11 protein-coding genes are annotated in these 17402 nt (G+C 69.0%); 6 read left to right on the plus strand and 5 right to left on the minus strand.

What is annotated here, in order from left to right; translation table 11 throughout:
* Nucleotides 1-303 precede the first annotated feature (303 nt).
* On the minus strand, nucleotides 304-2913 hold the full coding sequence (locus tag DB31_RS24460) for a U32 family peptidase (RefSeq protein WP_044191810.1): 2610 nt from the start codon (nucleotides 2911-2913) through the stop codon (nucleotides 304-306).
* A 69-nt stretch (nucleotides 2914-2982) separates the two neighbouring features.
* Here DB31_RS24460 and DB31_RS24465 point away from each other — a divergent pair, with 69 nt between their 5' ends.
* Entirely contained in the window at nucleotides 2983-3435 is a 453-nt protein-coding gene (locus DB31_RS24465; protein WP_052420201.1) for an OsmC family protein, read from the plus strand.
* A 9-nt stretch (nucleotides 3436-3444) separates the two neighbouring features.
* On the opposite strand, the gene DB31_RS24470 is transcribed toward DB31_RS24465, so the two are convergent.
* Entirely contained in the window at nucleotides 3445-4380 is a 936-nt protein-coding gene (locus DB31_RS24470) for an aldo/keto reductase (RefSeq protein WP_044191811.1), read from the minus strand.
* A gap of 206 nt (nucleotides 4381-4586) precedes the next feature.
* Between DB31_RS24470 and DB31_RS51310 the strand changes: the two genes are divergently transcribed.
* The 4 genes from DB31_RS51310 (at nucleotide 4587) to DB31_RS24490 (ending at nucleotide 10338) form a co-directional block, all read left to right on the plus strand.
* Nucleotides 4587-6800, plus strand: coding sequence for a sensor histidine kinase (locus tag DB31_RS51310; RefSeq protein ID WP_276203646.1), 2214 nt, complete (start codon nucleotides 4587-4589; stop codon nucleotides 6798-6800).
* Nucleotides 6801-6870: 70 nt separating this feature from the next.
* Nucleotides 6871-8712 carry a sensor histidine kinase gene (locus DB31_RS24480; protein WP_044191815.1) on the plus strand — a complete coding sequence of 614 codons (1842 nt, stop codon included), beginning with the start codon at nucleotides 6871-6873 and terminating at the stop codon, nucleotides 8710-8712.
* The gene (locus tag DB31_RS24485; RefSeq protein WP_044191817.1) at nucleotides 8709-9434 is read left to right on the plus strand and encodes a response regulator transcription factor; all 726 of its coding nucleotides are present in this window, start codon (nucleotides 8709-8711) and stop codon (nucleotides 9432-9434) included. The genes DB31_RS24480 and DB31_RS24485 overlap by 4 nt, the downstream gene beginning before the upstream one ends.
* A 154-nt stretch (nucleotides 9435-9588) precedes the next feature.
* Nucleotides 9589-10338 (plus strand): energy transducer TonB, encoded by a 750-nt coding sequence (locus DB31_RS24490; protein ID WP_044191819.1) that lies wholly within the window; start codon nucleotides 9589-9591, stop codon nucleotides 10336-10338.
* On the opposite strand, the gene DB31_RS24495 is transcribed toward DB31_RS24490, so the two are convergent.
* The 3 genes from DB31_RS24495 to DB31_RS24505 all read right to left on the minus strand — a co-directional run bounded on the left by DB31_RS24495 (nucleotide 10339) and on the right by DB31_RS24505 (nucleotide 16152).
* A complete protein-coding gene (locus DB31_RS24495) occupies nucleotides 10339-11499 on the minus strand; it encodes an aminotransferase class V-fold PLP-dependent enzyme (RefSeq protein WP_044191821.1) in 1161 nt (386 codons plus the stop codon).
* Nucleotides 11500-11511: 12 nt separating this feature from the next.
* A complete protein-coding gene (locus DB31_RS24500) occupies nucleotides 11512-14412 on the minus strand; it encodes an RHS repeat domain-containing protein (protein WP_157232133.1) in 2901 nt (966 codons plus the stop codon).
* A 318-nt stretch (nucleotides 14413-14730) separates the two neighbouring features.
* Nucleotides 14731-16152, minus strand: coding sequence for a c-type cytochrome (locus DB31_RS24505; protein ID WP_157232134.1), 1422 nt, complete (start codon nucleotides 16150-16152; stop codon nucleotides 14731-14733).
* A 281-nt stretch (nucleotides 16153-16433) separates the two neighbouring features.
* Between DB31_RS24505 and DB31_RS24510 the strand changes: the two genes are divergently transcribed.
* On the plus strand, nucleotides 16434-17393 hold the full coding sequence (locus DB31_RS24510) for a hypothetical protein (RefSeq protein ID WP_044191826.1): 960 nt from the start codon (nucleotides 16434-16436) through the stop codon (nucleotides 17391-17393).
* Nucleotides 17394-17402 lie beyond the last annotated feature (9 nt).

Consider the following 17402-nt stretch of genomic DNA (forward strand, 5'->3'; position numbering starts at 1 on the left):
TGCCAAGGCTCACCAGTGAGCCATGACGGCCAGACGCCCGGGAGAAACCCCGGCTGCCAAGGCTCACCAGTGAGCCATGACGGCCAGACACCCGGGAGAGGCCCCCGGCTGCCAAGGCTCACCAGTGAGCCATGACGGCCAGACGCCCGGGAGAAACCCCGGCTGCCAAGGCTCACCAGTGAGCCATGACGACCGGTAATTCCTCGGCGACGGGCGCACCGGGCACCGTCCGCTGGGGTTCCTGGCGCCGAAACTGGTCTGACAAGTAGACCACCGGGCGCAGAACGCGCCGCCGGGACACCCTTAGCGGGACGCAGAAGCCGGTGGGCTAAGCACCTTCATGGTGCCCTTCGTCACACCGAATTGCTCGTGCACGGCCGCGCGGCGCACAGCCTCGGCAGGCGACAGACGTCCCGCGAGCAGCTCCTGGTACGCGGACAGCACCCGCGTCGCCTCCTCCTGCGTCTCCCGGACGAACTCCACCCGGAAGCGGCGCACCCCGTGTTCCAGCAGCCGTGGCACGAGCGACGCCGCGCTCTGGGCCTGCGCGTTGAATACCGTGTTACGGCACCCCACGTCCACGATCACCGGGTGATCCAGCCCCAGGCGATCCTTCAGAGAGATCTGGTGCTTCTCACACGGCCGGCCACAGGTCCGGAAGTCGCGCCCGTTGGACAGCGTGTGCGAGTACACGCAATGCTCCGTGTGGAACGTCGCGATGTGGTGGTGCAGCGCCACCGCGAGCCGGTGCGCTGGCACATGCTCCAGCAGCGAGAAGAGCTGGGTCGCGTCCAGATCGTGCGAACACGTCAGCGTGTCCAGCCCCAGCCCCAGCAGGTACGCCGCCGTCACCGAGTTCGTCACGTTGAGAGAGAAGTCTCCATGCAGCACCGGGCGCGGCTGGCCCGCAGGCCGCTCCAGGAAGTGCATCATCGCGCCCCAGTGGCGCACCAGCACCGCATCCGGACGCAGCCGGTCGATGCGCTGGTCGTAGCCCTCCTCGCCCGGCTTCTGCACTCGCACCGTCGCGATCGTGACGCGCAGCCCCGCAGCCCGGGCCCGCTCCACCGCCCGCTGCAGGCCCACCATCTCCATCCAGTCCAGCTCGACCTCGCGCAGCCCCGCCGCGATCACAGCCTCCAACTGCGCGTCGTTGCGGCACAGGGGCAGCAACCGCGCGGGCTCCTCCATGGGCCCCGAGGCCACACGCCCTACGTGCGAGGCCCGCACCGCGTCGAGCACCGGCGTCTCCGCCACCGTCCGCTTGTAGCCCTTCTCCACCGCTGCCGTGAGCTCCGTCACCAGTTGCCGCCGCAGCGCCTTGAGCTCGGAGACAGGCAGGTGCAGCCCCGGCGCCAGCGCCGAGCAGTCCAGTCGCGCCAGCCGGAACGGCGTCCCTCCGAAGGCTCCCAGCTTGTCTCGCAGCAGCGCCTCGTCCATGCCGCCGCCTCGCGCGGGGGCCAGCGGCGCCGGGCTGGCCGCGGAGGCCTCGTGTCCCCACGCGCTGGCGTCAATCCGGAGCGGACTCCCCTCTGCCCCCGAGATCTTCAGCTCGAGCGGGACACGGCCCTCGGGCTCACCCTGGGCGATCAGGCTCTCCACCCGGCGCGCCAGAGCGGGATCACTGTTGAGCCACACCCGCTGGCCTACCGCCACGCGCCCCAGATCCGGCCCCGGGTTGCCGAAGCCCAGCACCCACCCTTCGCCTCGGCGCTCCACGCGGAAGATGGGGCCACCGGGCTCGTTCTTGTCCTCAGGCCTGCCCGCATCGAACACCACGCCCATGCCTGGACGAGGCTCCACCGCATCAGGAGTGGGCTCTCCCTTCAACGGAGAAGACACGTGCCCCGCCGGGCTCTCCGGGCGCTCCTCGCCCAAGCCCAGCGCTCCCGTCCACGGGCGCTCGTCGGGGACGATCACCACTTCCTTGCCAGAGAGGGAGCGCACGCGCCCGAGGTACACACCGCGGTGCTTCGGGAAGCGGCCCTCGACGAGCGTCTGGTGATCCGAGCCCGCCAGGAAGCCGTTCGAGAAGCCACGGCTGTACGTGAGCGACATGTCCGCCAGGTCCCGCTTGAGCTGGGCCTCATCCGGCTTCCCCGCGACGCACCCCTCCACCCACCGCTTGTAGCCCTGCACCGTCGAGGAGACGTAGGCGGGCCCCTTGAGCCGGCCCTCGATCTTCAACCCGTGCACGCCAATGCCCACCAGCTCGGGCACTGCGTAGACACCCGCCAGATCCTTGGGGCTGAGCAGGTACTTCACCTCGCCCAGCTCTCGCGTCTGGCCATCGACGACGAGATCGTACGGCAGGCGGCAGGACTGCGCGCACTGGCCTCGGTTGGCGGAACGCCCACCCCAGGCCTCACTCGTCAGGCATTGCCCGCTCCAAGACATGCAGAGCGCGCCGTGGATGAAGACCTCCAGCTCGACATCCGTCTGCCCCGCCAGCTTGCGGATCTCCGCGACGGACAGCTCCCGAGGCACCACCACCCGGCAGATCCCCAGCCCCTGCGCGAAGCGCACGCCCTCCGCGCTGGAGATCGTCATCTGCGTGGAGGCGTGCAGTTCCAGTTGAGGGCAGATCGCCCGGGCCAGCAGCGCCACAGCGGGATCCTGCAGAATCAGCGCGTCCACGCCCGCCGCAGCGGCCCCGCGAAGCAGTTGCTCGAGGATCGGTAGCTCGGGCTCGAAGACGAGCGTGTTGAGCGTCAGGTAGGCCCGCGCTCCCGCCCGGTGGATGAGGGCCATCGTCTCGGGGAGGCGGGCGAGCGAGAAGTTCTCGGCGCGGGCGCGGGCATTGAAGCCCTCGTCGAGCCCAAAGTAGACAGCGTCCGCTCCGCTGGCGAGCGCGGCCTGGAGGGACTCCAGATCCCCCGCGGGAGCAAGGATTTCGGGGCGGCGGGCAGGCATGGTCCTTCCTTAACACGCCAAGGCCGCGAAATTTGCCAGACTGCTCCCCCTACTTCCGAGGAGGAGCCCATGCCACCGCGCACCAAGAGCTGGACCTACGAGACGAACCTGAACTGGACCCAGGAGCTGGAAGGCTCGCTCGGGTCGAGCGGCCTCCCGGCGCTGGGCTTCGGCGCCCCCCCGGAGTTCGCCGGCAAGCCCGGCCAGTGGGGCCCCGAGACGCTCCTGCTGGGCGCCGCCGAGGCCTGCACGCTGCTCACCTTCCTCTCCCTGTGCCGCCGCAAGAACGTGCAGCACCTCTCCTATCGCAGCACCGCCACAGGCACCCTGGCCCTGGACTCGGAGGGGCTCATCCGCTTCACCGAGATCGTCGTCCGCCCCGTGGTCCAGGTGAAGAGCCAGGCCGACGCCGACACCGCCCGCGCCCTCTTCCTGGACGTGCCCAAGCGCTGCTTCGTTGGCTGCTCCCTCAAGGCCGAGCCGCGCATTGAGCCCACCATCGAGGTCGTCAGCACGCCCTGAGCGCCCCGCCTACTTCGGGTCCCACCACACCGCGCCCTTGTCCTCGATGGCGAGCGCGGCCTTGCGGCGCACCTCGGAGAGCTGCCCGGCGGACAAGGGCTGGAAGGCAGCCGCGGCGGCCAGCGCGGCGTCCTGCTCGTTGGTGAAACTCATGCCCAGCAGCGACACGTCTGGATCCACGGTGAGCGTGTAGCGGACGCACTCCTCCACGGACAGGTGTGGCAGCGAGGGAGCGGGCGCCTCCTGCCCGCCCGAGCTCACCTTCCCCCGGGGTCGAGCCTGGAGCGGGCGCCCATAGCCTTCAGTGTCCCCCAGCAGCTTGCCCGCCCCGAAGGTCTTGAAACACACCGTCCCCACTCCCTTCGAGCGCGCCCGGGGCAGGATCTCCTCCACGTAGCGCGGGTGGCAGAAGGGGCCGATCGGGAACATCACCACGTCGCACAGTCCCGTCTCCAACGCCGCCTTCAGCACGTCCGGGTGATGGCTGGAGATGCCCCGGAAGCGGGCCTTGCCTGCTCGCACGCAGCGCCCGAGTTCCTCCATCCCACCGCCCGGCGCCGCGAGCCGCTCCCACACCTTCAGCTCCGACACGTTGTGGAAGGCGAAGAGATCCACCGCATCCAGCTTCAGCCGGCCCAGGCTCTCCTCGACTTGTCGCGTCACCGGCTGATCCAGCAGATCGATCTTGTCGATGACGAAGATGCCCTCGCGCCGGCCGCGCAGGGCCTCACCGACGATCTGCTCGCTGTAGCCGTCCTCGTAGCCTGGCGCGGTGTCCACCAGGTTCAGCCCCGCGTCCATGGCGCGCTGCAGCGTGGCCACGCACTGCCCCAAGGGCACTGACCGATCGGCCAGATCCCCGATTCCAATTGCCGTCACATGGAATCCCGTGCGGCCCAGTTCCCGGCGCGGGGAGAAGTGCGGTAAGGGGCGTTCATCCGCCATGACCCGCCTCCATAGGTATGGTGTCAGTCACCATCCTTCATCATGGCCACCGCCCACCGCCAGCACCAACCCGCTGCTCCGTTGAAAGCGAGGCCAAACGGGTCAACCCAGCATTTCCCGTGTATTTTCTAACAATCCTTCGGCATGCTTTGGTGTGTCGCTTCATGGGGGCTGCTGGAGATCCCCGGCGTGAAGGGGAGTTGCGTTTGCCGCCGTCGAGTTCTCCCATCCGTTTCCTCACCTATCCCTTGTTGGGCGTGGTGAAAGAGCACGTTCGAGCCGAGTTCTTCGGCCGAGCGCTCTCGCAGCGGCTCGGCCGTCCGGTGATCGTCGAGCAGGCCCGAACGTACGAGGCCGTGGAGCAGGCGCTGCTCGAGGGCCAGGCGGACATGGCCCTGGCCACGGCCGAGCAGTGCGATCTCTTCGAGCCCCGCTCCCGGGCCGTGCTGCGCGCGGTGCGAGCGGGACGCTGGTACTACCACTCTGCCTTCATCTGCCGGGCCGACGAGCCCCTCACCCTGGAGAAGCTGCGAGGCCGGCGCGCGGCGTGGGTGGATCCGCTCTCCACTGCGGGCTACCTGCTGCCCAAGCGCCACCTGGAGTCGCTGGGCATGAATCCCTCGGAGCTGTTCGCCGAGCAGCGCTTCTATGGCACCTACCGGCAGGCCCTGCTGGCGGTGCTGTCGGGCCAGGCGGACGTCACCACGTTCTTCACCACGCACATGGAGGAGTACATGGTCCGCGCGCTGCTGGCCGAGCGCGTAGGCCCCGACGAGCGCCGGCTGCGGCCCTTCGCCTTCAGCGGCCCTACCCTCGCCGACGGCATCATCATCACCGAACGGCTGACAGAGGCCGAGGCCCACCGGGTGGTGGCCGCCATCACCACCATGAGCCACGACGAGGGGGGCCTGGAGCCGGTGCTCGCCCCCTTCGACATTCAGGGCTTTGCGCTCGTCCAGGGCAACACCGTCAAGGCCCCCACCCCTCGGGCCGTGCCGAACTCGGAGTACATGACGCTGGATCTGGATGCGAAGGAGCGTTGCCGGCGCGTCTGGTCCTCCACGGGCAAGGCGTTCGGCCGGGATCTGCGCGAGGGCGAGGGCCTGTCCCTGCACGAGCTGCTGCCTACCGAGGCCGCCATTCCGCTCGAGTCGCTGGTGCGCTCCACCCGCCTGAACCACACCAGCGGCCGGATGCACTTCCGCATGGAGACGGGGAGCGAGACGCGCCTGTACACCGCCGAGGCCACGCTGCGCTCACCCCACGCTGGCGAGGAGGTGCCCGATCTGGGGCTGCTGGTGCGCGACATCACCGACCTGGACACACTGGAGCAGGAGCTCTACCGGCTGGCCTCGTTCCCCCTGCTCCACCCGGACCCCATGCTCGAGATGGGGCGCGACGGCCGGGTGCGCTACGCCAACCCACCCGCGCACACCTGCTTCCCGGACCTCCTGGAGCTGGGCGCCAATCACCCCCTGGTGGCCGCCGCCTTGGCGCACGCCCGCCGCAGCCGTCCGGGGGAGACACCCACGCTGGTGCAGCTGCAGGGCCGGTACTGGGAGGTGGTGGCCATGCAGCTGCAGGACCACGAGAGCCTCCGCGTCTTCGCCAAGGATGTGACGGCGCGCAAGCAGCTGGAGACCAGCCTGATGCACGCCGATCGCCAGGCCTCCCTGGTCCACCTGGCGGCGGGCGTGGGCCACCAGATGAACAACCCGCTGGCCTTCCTGATGGCCAACCTCTCATTTGCCCGCGAGGAGATCGGCCGGCTGCGAGAGTCGCTCCGGACCGGGCGCGAGGAGGTAGACCCGGACGAGATCAGCGAGGTGCTCGACGCGCTGTCCGAGTCCGTGGAGGGTGCCGAGCGGCTCAAGGGCATCGTCCAGGATCTGCGCCTGCTCACGCGCGAGCCGCCCCGGCACCGCACGCGGGTGGATCTGCACTCCGTGCTGGAGGACACCTTGAAGCTGGTGCGCGGCCAGCTGCGCCACCGGGCCCGGCTGGAGAAGGACTTCCAGCCCGTGCCCTCGGTGGAGGGAGACGAGGCCCGGCTGGGGCAGGTGTTCCTCAACCTGATGCTCAACGCCGTGCAGGCCATGTCCGAGCAGGACTTGGCGCGCAACGTGCTGCGCGTGGCCACCCGCGCAAGCGTGACGGGCGAGGTCATCATCGAGGTGCAGGACACCGGCGCGGGCATGCCTCCCGAGGTGCTGGAGCGCCTCTTCGAGCCCTTCTTCACCACCCGCCCCAACAGCACGGGCATGGGCTTGTCGGTGAGCCACGCCATCGTCACCAGCCTGGGGGGGGCCCTGCGCGCCGAGAGCAAACAAGGAGCGGGCACTGTCTTCACCGTCACCCTCCCCGCCGCGGGCACTCCGGCCGCTGGCCCGCCCTATCCCGAGCACGAGCTGGCGAGCTGACGGAGCGCCCCCTCGCAGCTTGTGCGATAGTGAGGCCATGGAGAACCAAGGGGCGGAGGCATAGGCCTGGATGCTGCGCCGGCTCCTGCCCACACTGCTGGCACTTGGATGCGGCTTCCTGGCGCTGACCTGGGGACTGGTGAGCCTGCAGCGCCTCTTCGCTCAGGAGACCGAGGACGCCCGCCAGCAGCTGCGCTCCCGCCGCGAGGAGGTCGAGCGCATCGCCACCGAGGCGCTCCGGCTCAAGCTCCGGCAGCAGCTGGAGTGGAGCCTGCCCGCCATCAACCTCGCCGTGGAGGATCCGCTCGTCCAAGCCGATGGGCTCTACCTGCTCTTCCGCGAGTACCAGTTCCTCCCCCGCCTCCCCCGCCCCCGGCCCGGCACGCAAACCCCGGCCAAGAAGCTCCATGAGGAACTGCGCCAGGCGCTCGAGGCCCCCCCGGCCCCGGGCCCCTGGCAGGAGCGGCTCGGGCTGCTGCGCGCGGTGGAGGCCGTGCTCCCGAAGGACGTGCTGGACACGCCGGAGGCAGCCGAGCGGCGCCTGGAGGCGCTGCTTCGCTACCGCGCCGAGCACCCGCTGCCCCCTGCCCAGGAGATCCCCTACACGCTGCTGGTGGTGGAGCGGCTCGCGCGCGGCGATGCCAGCCCCTGGCCCGTCCGGGGGCTCATCCACGGCGGGCTGGCCGAGGAGTTCGGCGGCATGGCCCAGGGCCTGGGCCTCCAGCGCGAGTTGCTGCGCGACTGCCAGCGCTTCACCCAGGCCGACTTCGACTACCTCACCGAGCGCATCCTCGCGGTGAGCGCCGAGCTCTCCGAGCCCTCGGAAGCCTTCCGGTCGCGCGTCCAGGAGCTGGGCACCGGCGCCATCGTGCTGCCTTCTCAGATGCCCGAGCCCACCCTCATCGGCGCGCGCTGGTACCTGGAGCAGCAGGGCGAGGTGGTGCGCGGCATCGCCGTGGAGCCCGCGGAGCTACTGAAGGGCATCACCCTCGAGATGCGCAAGCGCAAGCTCCTGGGTGCCGAGGACTCCGTGCGCATGGGCCGCGTGGACGCGCTGCAGCCGGTGTCCTCGCTGAAGCTCGACGCAGTCATCCCCCGCGGAGCCGCTGAGGAGGCACAGATCTCCAAGCGCTACGGGTTGAAGACGCTGCTGGTGCTCATCTGCGGCGCGCTCGCGGTGGCCATCGTGGCGCTGGCAGGGCTGGCCCAGCACCGCAAGTACCGCTTCCTGGAGCTCAAGAGCGACTTCGTGGCCACCGTCTCGCACGAGCTGCGCACGCCCCTGGCCTCCATCCGGCTGCTGGCGGAGACCCTGGAGATGCGCGCGGGAGGCTCGCCCGAGGTCCGCGACTACCCCACCCGCATCATCCAGGCCGCGGACGGGCTGCACTTCCTGGTGGAGAACATCCTGTCCTTCAACCGCATCGACAAGGGGCGCTGGGTGGCGCAGTTCACCCGCGTGCGGCTAGAGGAGCTGATGGGCGCCCTGCGGACGGATCTCGCCAGCGCCACCCGCGTGCCGGTGGAGCTCACCGAGGACGTGGGGGATGTGGAGCTGTGGGCCGATCCCGGCCTGCTGCGCCTGCTGCTGTCCAACCTGGGCCGCAACGCGTGCAACTACAACCAGAGCAACCCGGTGAAGCTCTCCGTGCGCGTCCACGCCACGCCGGGCCACGGGTGCACGGTGCTCTTCGGTGACAACGGCATCGGCATCCCCGAGAGCGAGTGGGAGAACGTCTTCCAGGACTTCTACCGGGTGACACAACCGGGCCCCGAGGTGCACGGCAGTGGGCTCGGGCTCGCGCTCTGCCGCAGGATCATGCATCTCCACGGTGGCAATCTGCGTGTCGCCACCTCTGGCCCTCAGGGCACCACGTTCGCGCTGACCTTCCCCGAGCCGCCTCCACCATGACGACCCAGTCCCCTCCTGCTCCTCACCGCCCCTCCATCCTCATCGTCGAGGACGACCCGAACCTCCGCGTGGGCCTACGGGACAACCTGCAGGACGAAGGCTTCGACGTGGCCGCCGCCTCGAACGCCCGCGAGGCCGAGTCCCTCCTGCGTGGCTGCGACTTTGACCTGCTCATCCTCGACGTGATGCTGCCGGGGGAGGACGGCTATTCCCTGTGCAAGCGGCTGCGCGCCGCAGGACTCCAGAGCATGGTGATGATGCTCACCGCGCGCACGCTGGAGGACGACATCGTCCGCGGCTTCGAGGCCGGGGCGCAGGACTACCTGACCAAGCCCTACCGGCTGCGGGAGCTGCTGGCGCGGGTGCGGGCGCTGGTGCGCAGGGCCGGCACGCCTCCAGCCCAGATCATGGGCTTCGCGGGCTTCACCCTGGACCTGGGCAAGCGCGCGCTCAGCCGAGCCGACGGCGGCACCATTGAGCTGACTCGCACGGAGTTCGACCTGCTCGTCTACCTGGTCCGCCACAAGGACCGGGCGCTGACGCGGCAGGAGATCCTCGACACCGTGTGGGGCCAGGACGTGGTGGTGGACCCGCGCACGGTGGACAACTTCGTCTCCAACCTGAAGAAGAAGCTCGGCTGGACGAGCACCTCGGGCTTCACCATCCACACCATCCGCGGGGTGGGCTACCGGATGGAGATCGACGCCATGACGAAATCATGACGGAAAGATGGAACGGCCACGGCCAACGGAACGCTCCGCTTCCCTACCTTAACGGGTGCGTGGACAGGGGCGCTCCGGACCTCAGACCACGTGGGTGAGGGACCGCATGGTGCGGCCTGCCCCTGTCGGGAGCGCCCGTCTGAGGGAGGCAGCCATGTTCCAGTCGGTCATCGATCAGCAAAGGTGGAACTCTCGTCGTCTCGGCACCGGAGCGGGGGTGTCCCTGCTGGTGCATGCAGGCATCCTCGGCGCCGTGTTGGTGCTGTCAGCCGGGGTGGCAGAGCAGGTGGAGAAGGAGCCCGTCGTGGTCGTCTTCAAGCGGCCCCCGCCTCGCGGCACACCCATCCCCCCGGCCCACAAGGCCGTGGAGCCGTCCAAGCCCAAGACTCCCAAGCCGGCCAAGCGTCCCGAGATGAGGGCGCCCATCGCCGTCCCCACCCAGCCGCCTCCGGAGACCGCGCCGGTGCCGGACCCGCAGGTCGAGCCTGAGAAGGACCTGCCGTATGATCCCGACGGCCGCCCGGATGGAATCGCGGGCGTGGCTCCCTGCATGACGTGCGTGATCGACCCGGATGCCACCCACACGGACGTGGCAGAGCCCACGGGTGAGGAGGTGATGCCCTTCGTCAGCGGCAACATGACGCCGCCGAGCCTGCTGTCCGGTGCCTCGCTCCAGTACACGCGCGAGGCGCTCGAGGCCCGCGTCGAGGGCCTGCTCATCGCCCGGTGCACCATCACCCGCGAGGGCAGGGTCGAGAACTGCAAGGTCATCAAGGGCCTGCCCCACATGAGCGACACCGTGGTCTCCGCGCTGGAGACGCGCCGCTACACCCCGGTGCAGTACCAGGGCCGGCCCATCAGCGTGACCTACAACTTCCACGTGAAGCTGGACCTGCCCCGCTGATCAGCGGCCAACCGCCGCGCTGGAGCTGGAGACCGAGCCCAGCGCTTCGAGCAGCCGGTCCACCTCCGCTGCGGTGTTATAGAGGTGCGGGGAGACGCGAAGGTTGTCTCCCCGGACGCTGACGTAGATCTGACGGGCCGCAAGCCGCGCCGTCACATCGGGCGGATAGCCGCCTCGGCGGCGCAGGCCCAGGAGGTGCCCGGCCCGGTGGGCCTCGGGAGCAACCTCGAGCCCCAGGGCCTCGGCGCCTCGGGCGGCCCGGCGAGTCAGCTCCCGCAGCGTCTCCTGGGTGGACTCAGGCCCCCACGCCAGGAGCTGCCGGAGCGCTGCCGCCGCCATGGGGAGCTGAAGGAAGTTGCTGCGCTCGCCCATGTCGAACCGCCGGGCCCCTGGCTGGAACTCGTCGCGATAGTCGATGAGCCGGGTGAAGTCCTCGCTGCCTCGCCGGGTGATCCAGTTCAGCTCCAGGGGCTGGCCCTCCCGGTGACGCGGAGCCATATAGAGGTAGCCCTGGCTGTAGGGCCCCATCAGCCACTTGTACCCCGCGGCCACGAGGTAGTCCGGCTGCACCGCCTCCACGCTCAGCGGCAGCGCGCCGAGGGACTGCGTGGCATCCACCGCGAGCGCCGCCCCCACCTCCCGAGCGCGGGCGCCCACCTTCACGAGATCCACCCACGTCCCGTCCATCCAGTGGCAGTGCGGCACGGCGACGAGCGCGCACCGCTCATCCATCTGCCCCAAGAGCGCACGGGTCCAGTCCCCATCCGGCGGCCTGGGAACGGTGAAGACAGTGGCCCCAGTGCGCCGCGCCAGCTCCCTCCAGCAATAGAGGTTGGACGGGAACTCCTCATCGAGCACCAGCAGCCGCTGCCCCTCCCGGACGCGAAGGTTGGAGGCGGCCACCGCCATGCCGTAGCTCACCGAGGGCACCAGCGCCACGCCCTCCGCATCTCCGTGAATCAGCTGGGCGAACAGCCCGCGCACCTCCTCGCTCCCGATGAAGAAGTCATCGGGCCGGATGCGCCAGGGCTGGGACTTGCGCCCCAGCGCCTCCTCCCCTGCCGCCCGGACCGCGCGGAGCTGGGGAGACATGTACGCGCAGTTCAGCCAGATGACGTCATCTGGGATCTCGAAGAGGGCGCGCTGGGAGGGCAAGAGCATGCGCCTCCCATATCAGAAGCCGACGAACTGTCCTCGAATGCGCCGGCTGCCGGTATTGGGCTCCGTGTCGTAGCGGGAGAAGGTGACGAAGGACTGCTGCCCGCCTCCCGAGGCCAGCGCCAGGTGAGGCTCCGTCTCCCGGGCGTTGTAGACCACGCCGAATCCCCCGGGGGTGACAACGGTGCCCGAGCTGGTCACCTGCGAAGCGAACACGTCCCAGTACGAGTCCCACCGGTAGTCTGCCCAGGCAGCCAGGTAGTTCGTCCCGTCCCACACCACCTTGGGGGAGAACTGCTGCACCGTCTCCGTGCACAGCGCGAGCCCCGAGGTGTCCTGAACGACGCCCGCGCTCGACACCCGCGCGCCATAGATGTCGTTGTTGCTCCCCGAGCGGTAGTCCGCCCACACCACGAAGAAGTCCGTGCCGTTCGAGGCCACGTCCGGATCGTATTGCTCGCGGATCGCGGTGGAGATCGGGATGCCGCTGGTGTCCATCACCACGCCCGCGCTCGACACCCGCGCGCCAGCGATGTCCCAGGCGGTGGTGCTCTGATACTCGGCCCACACGACGAAGTAGTGGCTCCCATTGGAGACCACTCGCGGCGTGTAATGCTCCACCGTGCTGGTGGCGATGGCGATGCCGCTGGTGTCCAGGACCACGCCCGCGCTCGATACGCGCGCGCCATAGACATCCCCCCGGCCGCCCACGTCGTGCCGCCACACCACCAGATAGCCCGTCCCGAGCGCCCCCACGTGGGGGGCGTTCTGGAACGCCGGATCCGTCGAGACGGCGATCCCGCTCGGGTCGAGCACAGCACTGGAGCTGGGGCCAGAGCCGAGCACCCGCGCGCCGTAGATGTCCCAGTTGATGTCTCGGTAGTCCATCCACGTCACGAAGTAGTCCGTGCCGTTGGAGGCCACCGAGGGCGACTGCCGCTCGCGAACCGACGAGGTGATGGCCAGCGGAGGCACATCGATCGTCCCACCCTCGCGAGTGACGCGCGCGCCGTAGACCTGGGCGTTGTTCTCCATCCACACGACCAGGTAGTTGCTGCCATTGGAGGCCACTGCGGGCTCGGTTTGGTACAGGGAAGCCACGGGCGGCGTCACCGGGAAGCCGCTGCCCGCCGTGACCGTGCCCGTCGAGGACACCCAAGCGCTGTAGAGGTTCGTCGCCGACGGCGTCGAGCCGTTGCCCTCCCAGGCCACGAAGTAGCCCGAGCTGGCCTTGGACACGGACGGATACTTGTACGCCCCCCCACTCGGAGAGAGGACGAGGCTGGGCGAGTCCTGCACCGGGCTGGAGCCCGAGCTCAGGACGCGGCTGGCCAGGTTCTGGAAGGTCGAGTTGGAGGTGCTCCACGCACTCCACGCGACGAGGTAGTTCGTCCCGTCCGAGGCCAGGGCCGGATAAGACTCGTTGGCGTTGGGATCCGCTCCAATGGCAAACCCGGAGGCGTCCACCACGGTGCCCGCCGCCGCCACGCGCGTTCCATAGAGATCCCGATGGCTCCCGCTGCGGTAATCCACCCACACCGCCAGGAAGTCCTGTCCGTTGGAGGCCACCGTGACGCTGGACTGCAGCGTGTCCACGTTCGTCAGCAGGAAGCCTGTGCCATCCAGCACCACGCCCGCGTTCGACACGCGCGTGGCATACGGGCGGGAGTAGCCCCCTCGCTCGTCACCCCACCCCACGAGGTACACGGTGCCATTCGAGGCCACCGAGGGAGCGAGCTCGTTGTACGCCGACGCCGTGGCAATGGGGATCTCCACCGTGTCCAGCAGCCCCGTGCTCGAGACCCGCCGGCCAAAGACATCCGCGTCAGAGGAGTTCGAGTACCGGTACCAGACCACGAGGTAGTCCGTCCCGTTCGAGGCCACGCGCGGCCAGTACTGGCTGAGCGCAGACGAGCTGAGGCGTTCGCCGCCCGGGATGGCCACGGCTCCGGAGGCGCTCACCTGGGTGCCCATGACGCGCCAAGTATAAGAGTTCTGCGCCCAAACCACGTAGAAGTCCGTGCCGTTGGAGGCCACGAACGGGATCGTCGTCAGTCCCGGCCCATTGCTCACCACGATGCCCGACGTGTCGATCACCGTCCCCGAAGTCGACACGCGTGTCCCATAGATGCTGGACAGGTTCCCACGCACGTTCCGCCAGACGACCAGGTAGTGCGTCCCGTTGAAGGCCACCGCGGCGTTGGTCCGCACCGTCGTGTCCGCGGTCACCAGCCGCCCGTCGATGAACATCTCCTGGGTGACCACGGGATCGAGCACCGCCGGATACGCGGACGAGGCGAGCACGGACTCGGGGACTCGCAGCTGGATCTGGCCCTCCACGAACGAGGCGCGGACGGGCGTGCGCTGCCCTTTGCCATCCACCCACGTGCCGTGCCCGTAGCGGAACCCGAGCCCCGTCCGGGCGTCCGCGAAGTGCAGCCCCTGCTCCGAGGTCTGCGTGTACACCAGCCCCGTCACCGGGATGTGGACCCGCAGCTCGCCCCGTCCACTGGGAGGAGCGTCGAAGCTCCAGGACTGCTCCACGCCCTGCTCGCTGTTGCGCAGGTGCTCGATGAACTCGCCGTGGTGGAAGGTCAGGTGCCCATCCGACACCACCTCGCCCCGGGGCTCGTCCACGCTCAGCGCCGTGTCGCCGCGAGCCACCCGCACCGTGCCCAGCATGAGCGGAGTGCCCTGCGATACCTCGGTGGGAGACTCGGACAGCTGCGAGGGCTCCTCGGGCCGCTCTCGATCCTCCTGCTCCAGGCCCGTCACGAAGAGCGGGGTCAGGGTGATGCCCTGGGACGTCGCCTTCACCTCATAGGTGGAGTGCCCTCCGCGCCAGCCGTCCTGCTCAGGCCGATAGGCGAAGTGCACCTGCCGGATGACCGCATCCACATCGAACGGAGCCTTCACGGTCCCGGACTCGGAGCCCACAGGCGAGGCCCACTCGGAAGGGCGCGCCTCGGGACTTTGACACGCCACGCCACATACCCCCACCATCACCAGCACTAATACAACAATATTGCGCTGCTGCTGTACAATGAGCACGTTCGACTCCCCTCCCGGATACCCGGAGTGCCAAAAAAGTCACACAAAGTGTGAGTCACTTAGGAAACGAAGACCCTCCTCACGGGCCGGACTCGACCTGCGGAGGAGGTGCACTGCCCAAGCGCGGATGATCCAACACGTAGGGCTGACATCGCTTCGCCTGTTTACACTGCTTTTAAGATTTTACAGCGTCTTCAGATACTCGATCAGGGCCCGTCGTTGTCCATCCGACAGTTCATCACCAAAGATGTGGCCTTTGTTTGAGTACCCAGGAAGCGACGTGTCGTAGAGGCGCTTGCGGAGGGTGGCGTCGGGCTCGTCAGCCTTGCCGTGCGAGAGGACCTGGTGCTTCCACCCGAGCGACACGGGATCCAGCGGCCCCTGGCTGACCGGGCGTAGCCAGTAGGTCGGGCGCTTGCGGCTGTCCAGCAGGGCCTCCACGGTAGGCACCGAGCCATTGTGCAGATACGGCGCGGTGGCCCAGATGCCGTCCAGCGGCGGCGCCACGTAGCCGGGCCCCGGCACCAGTCGCGAGGTGCGTCCGTAGAACGAGCGGTTGAACCACTCCACCAGGGGCAGTCCCTCGCGCGCGGTGGCCTGCCACAGGAGCGGATCCGTTCCCACCTCCTCGAGCGGGATGATGAGGTTGGGATAGGACTCCTGGGCGCCGTAGGTGCCGTGACACTCGGAGCAGAAGGCTTCGAAGACATCGTGGCCCTCGGCGGCCAGCTTGCGGTCGATGGGGAGCGGGTATGGGGGAGGCCGCAACGTGGACAAGTAGGCCCGCACGTCATCGAACTCCTGATCGATGCGCTCGGCCTCCTCCACGCTGTCGGTGCACAGCATCGAGGCGGACATCATCAGCCGAGCGTGATCGCCTCGGCCGATGCCTGTGTAGAACAGGCCGTGCTTCTTGCGCAGCAGCCACCATGGGGGCACGTCCGCGGGGACGGGCTCGCGTGGAGGCAGCGGTTGGAGCGGCGTCTCGGACCAGGCGAGCGTCTCCGGATCCCGGTGGGCCGCGAGCACCGCCGCGAGGTTGTCCGCGGAGTTCACGCCGAGGGTGTCCGGCTGCGTGTAAGGGCCCACGGCGCGGACCCGCGAGGACCAGCGCCACCACTCGGCCAGCTCGGCCCCATTCTTCGCCAGCAGGCCCGCGGCCGTCGCGAAGGTGGAAAAGTCCTCGGTGAGATCCAGCGACGCGTTGCCGAGCCCGATAAGGACACCGTCCCGCGTGGGGGTGGCGTGACAGCCGAGGCAATTGGCCGTCACCACCTCCACGCCTCGCGGCGTCTTCAGGGACGTGACGTCATAGGAGAGCTTCGCGTTGTGGCCTCGCCGCCCCTTCAGGCGCCGGCTCGGCGGTGCGTCGCCGAAGGCCATCCGGTAGATGGACCCCGGGACGCCACAGCTCACGTAACTCCCATTGACGAGGGTGTCATAGCCCGCCTTCGGATCGCCGGAGCGCTGGGGCTCGGCGGGGATGGAGAAGCGCTCCGAGCGTGCGGACGTTCCCATGGGCAGCGGGCCCCAAAAAGGCTCGGGAGGAGAGGCTTCGAGCACCAGGGCAAACAGGCCCGTCCAGAGCAGCGGAGGAAAACGCATGCACAGCTCCACGATGCGCCGCTCCGTACCGCGAGCGGCCAGTCCAAGGAGCAAGGCTGCCGAAGGTGCCAGAGGCTCAGGCGCTCATGGCTCTGAGCGGTCGCGAACGGCCGCTGGACGGTCGTCCGAGTGGCCACCGAGTGAGGACCTGGACTTTCGGGAAGACCGGGGGAACTTGCTGGTTAGGGATGCCCAGACAACACTTTCAGCCCTCACCCTTGATTTTCAGGGATGACATGTTTTTAAGTATAGACCGTGAATCTCAGGATCAACGCTTTCCTATGAGTCGCTCGGCCCTCCATCAATGGGCGGAGTCTTTCGCCGAGGCGCTGGTGCGCCGCGCCGCACAGCTGGGCGCGGGGCAGCCGCACGAGGATTCGGGGAGGCGCTCGAGAGAGATCCTCGCGCGGCTGCAGACGGCGGTGCTGCACTTCGAGTCCCTGTACTTCGGAGGCTCGGATCTGAGCTGGGGCCGCGCCCGTGAGGAGGACGTAGTCGCCCTCCCCCGGCCTCCTGTGTCGTCCGGGCGCCTGGTCTGCGTTCCCTTCTCCCTCAACCACCATCCGGATCTGCCCGATGCCTGGGATCATGGCGCGGGAGTGGCGCTGATCCACGACGAGGACGAGGCCGCGGCGATCAGCTTTGGCCGCGGGCGGCGGACACTGTCTGTCTCCCGGAGCGAGGGCCAGGCCTACATCGGCTTTGGTGGGGACATGCGGCCCGTGGACGATGTGCCGGGGCTGGACACGCTGGCACCGCCTTCGCAGCGGGTGATGCACCCGTTCTGGGCGCTGTCGCGCTGCCTGCTGTCGTCCGATGGCTACGGCACCTGCTACCTAGAGGGTCACCGGGTCTCGGCGCGGGGCATGAGCCCCGAGTCGAACATCCTCTCGGTGTTCCGGCGCGAGTTGGGGCTGCACGTCGAGAACGAGTACGGCGAGTCCTCGTGGCATGACCACGTGCACTGCGCGCTGGCGGTGACGCCCGAGGCCCTGGATCGGTGGCGGAGGCTGCGAGATCCGGCGGTCCGCGCGGGGGTGGGCGATCCGTGCCCACTGTGCCGAGGCCGCTTGGAGGATCTGGACTCGCGCGAGCCAGGGATGGGGCTGGGCAAGGGGCTGGTCGCGGGAGGCTTCCTGCGGCTGCGCTGCGCCAGCTGCACCACGATCTTCCGCACCTCGCGGCGGCGCTCGGTGGAACTCGAGATGCCGCGGATGCAGAGCCCGGACAAGGAGTTCTGAGCGGCCGCT

Source organism: Hyalangium minutum, assembly GCF_000737315.1.
GTDB classification, from domain to species: domain Bacteria; phylum Myxococcota; class Myxococcia; order Myxococcales; family Myxococcaceae; genus Hyalangium; species Hyalangium minutum.

Bases quoted from the DNA above. Each gene is read 5' to 3' on its own strand.
- DB31_RS24460 (WP_044191810.1), bottom strand. From the start codon at position 2,913: ATGCCTGCCCGCCGCCCCGAAATCCTTGCTCCCGCGGGGGATCTGGAG.
- DB31_RS24465 (WP_052420201.1), top strand. From the start codon at position 2,983: ATGCCACCGCGCACCAAGAGCTGGACCTACGAGACGAACCTGAACTGG.
- DB31_RS24470 (WP_044191811.1), bottom strand. From the start codon at position 4,380: ATGGCGGATGAACGCCCCTTACCGCACTTCTCCCCGCGCCGGGAACTG.
- DB31_RS24480 (WP_044191815.1), top strand. From the start codon at position 6,871: ATGCTGCGCCGGCTCCTGCCCACACTGCTGGCACTTGGATGCGGCTTC.
- DB31_RS24485 (WP_044191817.1), top strand. From the start codon at position 8,709: ATGACGACCCAGTCCCCTCCTGCTCCTCACCGCCCCTCCATCCTCATC.
- DB31_RS24490 (WP_044191819.1), top strand. From the start codon at position 9,589: ATGTTCCAGTCGGTCATCGATCAGCAAAGGTGGAACTCTCGTCGTCTC.
- DB31_RS24495 (WP_044191821.1), bottom strand. From the start codon at position 11,499: ATGCTCTTGCCCTCCCAGCGCGCCCTCTTCGAGATCCCAGATGACGTC.
- DB31_RS24505 (WP_157232134.1), bottom strand. From the start codon at position 16,152: ATGCGTTTTCCTCCGCTGCTCTGGACGGGCCTGTTTGCCCTGGTGCTC.
- DB31_RS24510 (WP_044191826.1), top strand. From the start codon at position 16,434: ATGAGTCGCTCGGCCCTCCATCAATGGGCGGAGTCTTTCGCCGAGGCG.